The 7,936-nt window shown below is 73.0% G+C and carries 8 protein-coding genes; 6 read left to right on the top strand and 2 right to left on the bottom strand.

Annotated elements, in window-relative coordinates:
• Window positions 1-243: 243 nt before the first annotated feature.
• Both O2W20_RS21505 and O2W20_RS21500 read right to left on the bottom strand, forming a co-directional pair.
• Entirely contained in the window at window positions 244-909 is a 666-nt protein-coding gene (locus O2W20_RS21505) for a DUF2461 domain-containing protein (protein ID WP_269173668.1), read from the bottom strand.
• On the bottom strand, window positions 906-1,472 hold the full coding sequence (locus O2W20_RS21500) for a GNAT family N-acetyltransferase (RefSeq protein WP_269173667.1): 567 nt from the start codon (window positions 1,470-1,472) through the stop codon (window positions 906-908). The genes O2W20_RS21505 and O2W20_RS21500 overlap by 4 nt, the downstream gene beginning before the upstream one ends.
• A gap of 158 nt (window positions 1,473-1,630) precedes the next feature.
• On the opposite strand from O2W20_RS21500, the gene O2W20_RS21495 reads away from it, so the two are divergent.
• The 6 genes from O2W20_RS21495 to O2W20_RS21470 all read left to right on the top strand — a co-directional run bounded on the left by O2W20_RS21495 (window position 1,631) and on the right by O2W20_RS21470 (window position 7,786).
• Entirely contained in the window at window positions 1,631-2,851 is a 1,221-nt protein-coding gene (locus O2W20_RS21495; protein WP_269173666.1) for a winged helix-turn-helix domain-containing protein, read from the top strand.
• Between the two features lie 91 nt (window positions 2,852-2,942).
• Complete coding sequence (thyX, locus tag O2W20_RS21490) at window positions 2,943-3,695, top strand: FAD-dependent thymidylate synthase (protein ID WP_269173665.1); 753 nt, start codon at window positions 2,943-2,945, stop codon at window positions 3,693-3,695.
• A gap of 48 nt (window positions 3,696-3,743) precedes the next feature.
• Window positions 3,744-4,565, top strand: a complete 822-nt coding sequence (locus O2W20_RS21485) for a thymidylate synthase (RefSeq protein WP_269173664.1) — start codon at window positions 3,744-3,746, stop codon at window positions 4,563-4,565.
• Window positions 4,562-5,164, top strand: a complete 603-nt coding sequence (locus tag O2W20_RS21480; protein ID WP_269173663.1) for a dihydrofolate reductase — start codon at window positions 4,562-4,564, stop codon at window positions 5,162-5,164. The genes O2W20_RS21485 and O2W20_RS21480 overlap by 4 nt, the downstream gene beginning before the upstream one ends.
• A 10-nt stretch (window positions 5,165-5,174) precedes the next feature.
• A complete protein-coding gene (gene dapA, locus O2W20_RS21475) occupies window positions 5,175-6,083 on the top strand; it encodes a 4-hydroxy-tetrahydrodipicolinate synthase (RefSeq protein WP_269173662.1) in 909 nt (302 codons plus the stop codon).
• A complete protein-coding gene (locus tag O2W20_RS21470) occupies window positions 6,080-7,786 on the top strand; it encodes a ribonuclease J (RefSeq protein ID WP_269173661.1) in 1,707 nt (568 codons plus the stop codon). The genes dapA and O2W20_RS21470 overlap by 4 nt, the downstream gene beginning before the upstream one ends.
• Window positions 7,787-7,936: the final 150 nt, after the last annotated feature.

Here is a 7,936-nt window from a genome sequence, read left to right as displayed (position 1 = left end):
GGGAGAGTAGGACGCCGCCGGACATAACTCCCAGGACGGGGTCACAGCTACGGCTGTGACCCCGTTCCTGCATTTCCGGACCAGGTACGTCGCTGTGCACTGTGCCCCTGAGTGCGCGCCCGCAGCATTGGGCTCCGTGTCAGCGAGTGCGGCCTCTTCGCCCGCCGGTGGCGAACCCTCTGTCGACGGTGCCTTGCCGGGCGACGAGGGTCAGCCGGCGGTGCGCGTCACGTGACGCAAGGATCAGCGGCGGCGGTCCGGTGGGGCGGTGGTGGCCCCGACGTTCTCGTCCAGCCACCGGTTCAGCGGTGCGAAGGCCCGCCAGGCATCGCAGACCCGGTCGCGGGCCGCGGGCGTGTGCAGCCAGTCCTCCGGCGTCCACTGTTGGGATGCGTGCAGGGACTTGTGCCGCAGGAGCTCGAGACGCGGGTGGTCCGCCGGCCAGCCACGCGGCGTCCGGATCAGCTGCTCCCCGCCCACCTCATAGCCGGCGGCGCACAAGTCGCGGACCAGGGCGTCGAGCCGGGTGCCCTGCAGGTCGTCGCCGACGGCCCGGCGGTACCGCTCCACCTGGTCCGGCTGCAGGCGCCAGCACCCACCGGCCACCCGCAGTCCGTCGGCGGAGACCTGCACGTACACCGAGCCGCACCCGGCGCCGTCTGGCTGGAGCACCGCCCCCTGGTGCGTCTTGTACGGCGTCTTGTCGTGGCTGAAGCGCACATCCCGGTACGGCCGGAAGAGCTTGGGTGTGCCGAACTCTGGCGCCAGAGCGTCGGCCAGCGCCTGGAGTGGTGCCCGGACGTGCTGGTCGTAGCTGCTCCGGTGCTGGGTCCAGTAGGTCTTGCTGTTGTCGGCCTCCAGGCCCTCGTAGAAGACCAGGGCCTCGTCGGGGAAGCCGGAGAACGTCACGGTGCTGCGCCCTCCTCGTCGTCCAGCAGGGTCGTCCAGCGGAGTTGCGCGAGCGGGGCCGCACCGGTGTCCAGCGTCCGCGTCCACCCGTCTGGCGCCCAGCCCGCCGACTCCAAGAACCGGGCGGTCACATCGTCGGCCTCGGGGACCCAGGTGTGCAGGGTGCGGACCCCGCGCTCGGTGGCCAGGTCCGCGACGGCGGCGAGCAGCCGGCTGCCGTGACCACGCCGGCCCCAGCGGGGCTCGACGAACAGTGCGGCCAGCTCGGCGACCCCGGGGTCGCCGGAGGGTCCGTAGGCGGCGAACCCGACCAGGGTCCCCGCGTCCACGGCGACGAGGACACCGTGCGCGGACGTGGGGGGTGCGGTCACCGCCGCTCGCCAGCTCGTCGTAGCGGCGTCGTCGTCCCAGTCGTCGAGCACCGCTGCCGGGAGGAACGACCGGTAGGCGGTCCGCCAGGTGACGACCTGCACGCGCGCGATCGCCTCCGCGTCGCCGGTCGTCGCCGGTCGTACGGACACGTCGGCGCGGCCGGACAGGCCGCGTCCCCTCGGCAGCTCCACCGGGGCAGCGTAGGCGGTGGGCTCGGTGGCCGGCCCGGGCGTCCGCCGGGGTGGTGCGCCCCGTCGGCTCGGCAGCCCGGGGCACGAGCTGCGCGGTGGGGCACGCCCGCTGAGTCGCCCCGACGCGAGTGTCGTACCGGCAAGGCAGGATCGGCCGGGTGACGACCTCCGTCGAGCGGCTGCCCGCCGGGCTGGCCCGCCGGATCGCCCTGGCCGCCCAGGGGTTCGCCGAGCCGCGGCCCACCGGCATCGTCGGCACTCGGCAGCTGCGCCGGACCGCCGACCGCCTGGCCGTGGTGCAGATCGACTCGGTCAACGTGCTCTCCCGGTCGCACTACCTCCCCTTCTTCAGCCGCCTGGGGCCCTATCGGCGCAGCGACCTCGATGCGCTCTCGAACCGGCGGCACGACCTCGTCGAGTACTGGGCGCACGAGGCGTCGTTCCTGCCGGCCCGGCTGCACCCGCACCTGCGCTGGCGGATGGACGCCGCCGACCAGGAGGCCTGGGGCTCGATGACCCGGGTCCAGCAGGAGCGTCCGGAGTACGTGGCGGCGCTGCTGGCGCGGGTGCGCACCGAGGGGCCGATCCGGGCCAGCCAGCTGCAGGAGGAGAGACCCAACCGGCCGGGCAGCATGTGGAACTGGCACGCCGGCAAGGCCGCGCTGGAGTACCTGTTCTTCACCGGTGCGCTGACCGCCCGCGGCCGCACGGCCGGGTTCGAGCGGGTCTACGACCTCCCCGAGCGGGTGCTGCCGCCCGCCGTCGTCCAGGCGCCGACCCCGGAGCGGCCGGAGGGCATCCGGGAGCTGGTCCGCACCGCAGCCCGGGCGCTGGGCGTGGCCACCGAGACCGATCTGCGTGACTACTTCCGGCTCGCCCCGGTCGACGCGCGGACGGCGATCGCCGAGCTCGCCGACGGCGGCGAGCTGCAGCCGGTCGAGGTGGTGGGCTGGAACCGGCCGGCCTGGGTGGACCCGCAGGCGCGGCGGCCCCGGTGGATCCGTGCCCGCGCGCTGCTGTCGCCGTTCGACTCGCTGGTGTGGGAAAGGCCCCGGGTCGAGCGCATCTTCGGCTTCCGCTACCGGCTGGAGATCTACACGCCGGCGGCCAAGCGCGTGCACGGGTACTACGTGCTGCCGTTCCTCTTCGGCGACCGGCTCGTCGCCCGCGTCGACCTGAAGGCCGACCGGCAGGCCGGCGTGCTGCGCGTACAGGGCACCTTCGCCGAGCCGGGGGTCGACGCCCCCGAGGTCGCCGCGGCGCTGGCGGCCGAGCTCCGGCTGATGGCCGACTGGATGGCCCTGGACGAGGTGGTGGTGGCCGGCCGGGGTGACCTGGCCCCCGACCTGGCGGCCGCGGTCGTCGCGACCGGGGGATGAGGTGTGGACGGCCGCGGGGTCCCGGCCACCTCGGGGACCGCTCGGGTGCCGCGCCCATGGCGGGGACGGTCCGGGCCGTACCCTCGTACGGGTGCCCGCCATCGCCCCCTTGAAGGTGCAGGTCGTCGCGCAGACGCAGTTCACCCCGCCGGCGGACGTGCCCTGGGAGACCGACGCCGAGGGCGGCCAGGCGCTCGCGGAGTTCGCCGGACGGGCCTGCTATCAGTCCTGGACCAAGCCGAACCCGGCCACGGCGACCAACGAGGGGTACCTCCGGCACATCCTGGAGGTCGGTCACCTGTCGGTGCTGGAGCACGGCACGGTGTCCATGTACCTCTCCGGCGTCTCGCGGTCGCTGACCCACGAGCTCATCCGGCACCGGCACTTCTCCTACAGCCAGCTGTCCCAGCGGTACGTGCCCGAGCGGGACGCCGCCGTGGTCGAGCCCGCGGTCATCGCCGAGGACCCGGAGCTGCACGAGAAGTTCCTCGCCGCGACCGACGCCGCACTGGCCGCCTACGCCGAACTGCTCGAAGGGCTGGAGAAGCGCTTCGCCGACGTCCCGAACGCAACGCTGCGCCGCAAGCAGGCCCGGCAGGCGGCCCGCTCGGTGCTGCCGAACGCCACCGAGACCCGCATCGTGGTCACCGGCAACTACCGCGCCTGGCGGCACTTCGTGGCCATGCGGGCCAGCGAGCACGCCGACGTCGAGATCCGCGAGCTCGCCATCGCCTGCCTCCGCGAGCTGCAGAGCGCTGCCCCGCACGTCTTCGGCGACTTCCGGATCAGTGAGCTCTCCGACGGCACGGCCGTCGCCGCGAGCCCGCTGGTCGCCGAGGGCTGACCGACCGCCGTCCGAGCTCTCACCCCACAACCGCGACGAGGAGTCGACATGGCCGAGGTGGCCGTCCAGCAGCAGGTCGACACGCAGTACGAGGACCTGCTCCGCCGTGTCCTGGAGACCGGGACGCCGAAGGACGACCGCACCGGCACCGGGACGCTGAGCCTGTTCGGGGAGCGGCTGCGCTACGACCTGTCCCGCGCCTTCCCACTCGTGACGACGAAGTCGGTGCACTTCAAGTCGATCGCCTACGAGCTGCTGTGGTTCCTGCGCGGCGAGGGCAACGTCGGCTGGCTGAAGGAGCACGGCGTCTCGATCTGGGACGAGTGGGCGGCCGAGGACGGCAGCCTGGGCCCGGTCTACGGCGTCCAGTGGCGGTCCTGGCCCACGCCGGACGGCGGGTCGATCGACCAGCTCTCCGCCGTGCTGGAGACGCTGCGCACCGACCCGGACTCCCGGCGGATGGTGGTCTCGGCGTGGAACGTCGCCGCGCTGCCGGAGATGGCGCTGGCGCCCTGCCACGCTCTGTTCCAGTTCCACGTCGCCGACGGCAAGCTGTCCTGCCAGCTCTACCAGCGCAGCGCCGACCTGTTCCTCGGCGTCCCGTTCAACATCGCCAGCTATGCGCTGTTGACCCGGATGGTCGCCCAGCAGGTCGGTCTCGAGCCGGGGGACTTCATCTGGGTGGGCGGTGACTGCCACATCTACCGCAACCACCTGCCCCAGGTGCGCGAGCAGCTCTCCCGCGAGGTGCTGCCCTTCCCGCAGCTGCAGATCGACCCGGCGCCCTCGCTGTTCGACCACCGCTACGAGGACTTCCACGTCGTCGACTACCGGCACCACCCGGCGATCCGGGGTGCGGTGGCGGTGTGACGGCAGCGGACCCCACGCGGCGCGCGGTGCGGATGGTCTGGGCCCAGACCACCGACGGCGTCATCGGCGCGGACGGCGCACTGCCCTGGCACCTGCCGGAGGACCTGCGGCTGTTCAGGGCCCTGACCGTGGGCGGGACCGTGGTCATGGGCCGGCGCACCTGGGCGTCGCTGCCGCCCCGGTTCCGGCCACTGCCCGGCCGCCGCAACGTGGTGCTCAGCTCGACGTTGCAGGCGTCCGAGGGCATGCAGGTGGTCCGGTCGGTGCCCGACGCGCTCGCGCTGGACGGCGACCTGTGGGTGATCGGCGGCGGGGCGGTCTACGCCGCGTTCCTCCCGCACGCCGACGAACTGGTGGCGACCGAGGTCGACGCGCAGCTGCCGGGTGACACCTGGGCGCCCCGGCCCGGCCCGGACTGGGTGCCCGGTGCCCGGGTGCCCGCATCGGGCTGGTCGGCGTCGACGACCGGGCTCCGATTCCGGGTCACCCAGTGGGGACGGGGGACGGTCGACCCGGACCCCGTGGCCCGCGTCCTCGCCGAGCACCAGGAGACCTGGGCTGCCCCAGGGCAGTCCGGTGCTGTCGGGGCGGGCCGGTAGATTCCAGGCCATGACCCCGGCCAGGACCACGGACCCCGCCCGACCGTTCGGGCGCGTGCTCACGGCGATGGTCACCCCGCTCGCCGAGGACGGCACGATCGACCTCGCCGGCGCCCAGCAGCTGGCCGCCCACCTGGTCGACCGGCAGTCACACGACGGCCTGGTCGTCTTCGGGACGACGGGGGAGTCGCCCACCATCAGCGACGGCGAGCAGCACGCCGTGCTCGAGGCGGTGCTGGACGCCGTCGGTGACCGCGCCATGGTGGTCGCCGGGGTCGGCACGAACGACACCGCGCACTCGATCGAGAAGGCCCAGTCGGCGGCCCGGCTCGGCGTGCACGGCCTCCTCGTCGTCACCCCGTACTACAACAAGCCCCCGCAGGCCGGCCTGCTGCGGCACTTCACCGCGGTCGCCGACTCCACCGACCTGCCGGTGATGCTCTACGACATCCCGCCGCGTTCGGTGGTCCCCATCGAGGTGGAGACGCTGGTCCGCGCCGCGGAGCACCCGAACATCGTCGCGGTGAAGGACGCCAAGGGCGACTTCGGTGCGCTCATGCAGACCCTCGCCCGCACCGACCTCGCCTACTACTCCGGCGAGGACATGCTGAACCTGCCGCTGCTCTCGGTCGGTGCCGTCGGCGTGGTGAGCGTCGTCGGTCACCTGGTCGGCTCCCGGCTGGCCGAGCTGATCGCCGCCGTCGAGGCCGGTGACCTCTCCCGGGCGCGGCAGGTCAACGAGAGCCTGCTGCCGGTCTACACCGGGATCTTCCGCACCCAGGGCACGATCATGGTCAAGGCGGCGCTGCGGGAGCTCGGGCTCCCGGCCGGCCCGGTCCGGCCGCCACTCGTGGACGCCACCGACGAACAGGTGGCGCAGCTGCGCGTGGACCTCGCGGCCGGAGGTGTCCAGCTGTGACGACGTCGAACTCCCCGCAGCCGCACCTGGACCTGAAGGCACCCCCGCCGCTGCCGGCCGGTGGCCTCCGGGTGATGGCGCTGGGCGGTCTCGGCGAGATCGGCCGGAACATGGCCGTGCTGGAGTTCGACGGCCAGCTGCTGATCATCGACTGCGGGGTGCTGTTCCCCGAGGCGGAGCAGCCCGGCGTCGACCTGATCCTGCCCGACTTCGGGGTCATCGAGCACCGGATGGAGGACGTCGCCGCCGTTGTCCTCACCCACGGGCACGAGGACCACATCGGCGCGATCCCCTACCTGCTCCGGCTGCGCGCCGACATCCCGCTGGTCGGCTCGCGGTTCACCCTCGCGCTGGTCAAGGCGAAGCTGCGCGAGCACCGGATCGACCCGGTCGTCGTCGAGGTCGCGGCCGGTGACGACCACCTGGCGGGTGGGTTCCACTGCGAGTTCGTCAGCGTCAACCACTCCATCCCCGACGCGCTCGCCGTCGCGGTGCACACCCCGGCGGGCACGCTCGTGCACACCGGCGACTTCAAGATGGACCAGCTGCCGCTCGACGGCGTGCTGACCGACCTCGGGGCCTTTGCCCGGCTCGGGGTCGCCGGCATCGACCTGCTGCTCAGCGACTCCACCAACGCCGAGGTGCCCGGGTTCGTCACCTCCGAGCGCAGCATCGGGCCGGTGCTGGACTCGGTGTTCGAGCGCGCCTCCCAGCGGCTGATCGTCTCCAGCTTCGCCAGCCACGTGCACCGCATCCAGCAGGTCCTCGACTGCGCGGCCGAGCACGGCCGCAAGGTCGCGTTCGTGGGCCGTTCGATGGTCCGGAACATGGGGGTCGCCCAAGACCTCGGCCTGCTCCGGGTGGCACCCGGGCTGATGGTCAAGCTCGACGAGGCCACCTCCATGCCCCCGGAGCAGGTGGTGCTGGTCAGCACCGGCTCGCAGGGGGAGCCGCTGTCGGCGCTGGGCCGGATGGCTCGTGGTGACCACCACCAGGTCACCATCGAGGCCGGCGACACGATCATCCTGGCGTCCTCGCTGGTGCCCGGGAACGAGACCGCCGTCTACAAGGTGATCAACGGCCTGGCCCGGCTCGGCGCGACCGTGGTGCACAAGGAGACGGCCCGGGTGCACGTCTCCGGGCACGCCCCGGCGGGTGAGCTGCGCACGCTGCTCAACGTGGCCAAGCCGCGGTACCTGATGCCGGTGCACGGGGAGTGGCGGCACCTGAGGGCGCACGCCGCGCTGGCCCAGGAGACCGGGATGAGCCGCGACCGCATCCTGCTGGCCGAGGACGGCGTCGTCGTCGACCTGGTCGACGGCAAGGCGTCGATCGTGGGCAGCGTGCCGATCGGCAACGTCTACGTCGACGGGCTCAACGTCGGCGACGTCGGCGAGGAGTCGTTGCAGGCCCGGCGGATCCTCGGCGACGAGGGCTTCGTGGCGCTGACCGTGGTCATCGAGCCCTCGACCCGCACCATCGTCCGGCCGGTGCACCTGTCGACGCGGGGCTTCTCCGACGACCCGGCCGCCTTCACCGAGGCGCTCGCCCTGGTCGAGGAGGAGCTGAAGCGGGTCCTGGCCACCGACGACCAGGTCGACGCCCACCGGCTCTCCCAGGTGATCCGCCGGACGGTCGGCAAGTGGGTGGCGGACACCTACCGCCGCCGCCCGATGATCATCCCCACCGTCCTCGAGGTCTGATCCCTTCGCTGCGCTGCTGTCCCCAGGGCAGACCCTGACGCGGTGTGACGCGCGTCGCATCAGCGCGTCAGCACACGCCGAGCGCGAGGCTCTTCGAGCCTGCGGCGACAGATCCCCAGCTCTCCGATCGAACGGGTGCCCGCGCCCTGC

Origin of the sequence: Modestobacter sp. VKM Ac-2982, assembly GCF_026967935.1 — a bacterium.
Classification (GTDB): Bacteria; Actinomycetota; Actinomycetes; order Mycobacteriales; family Geodermatophilaceae; genus Modestobacter.
Note: the sequence above shows the minus strand (reverse complement) of the source record. Positions and strands in the feature narration are given on the sequence as shown.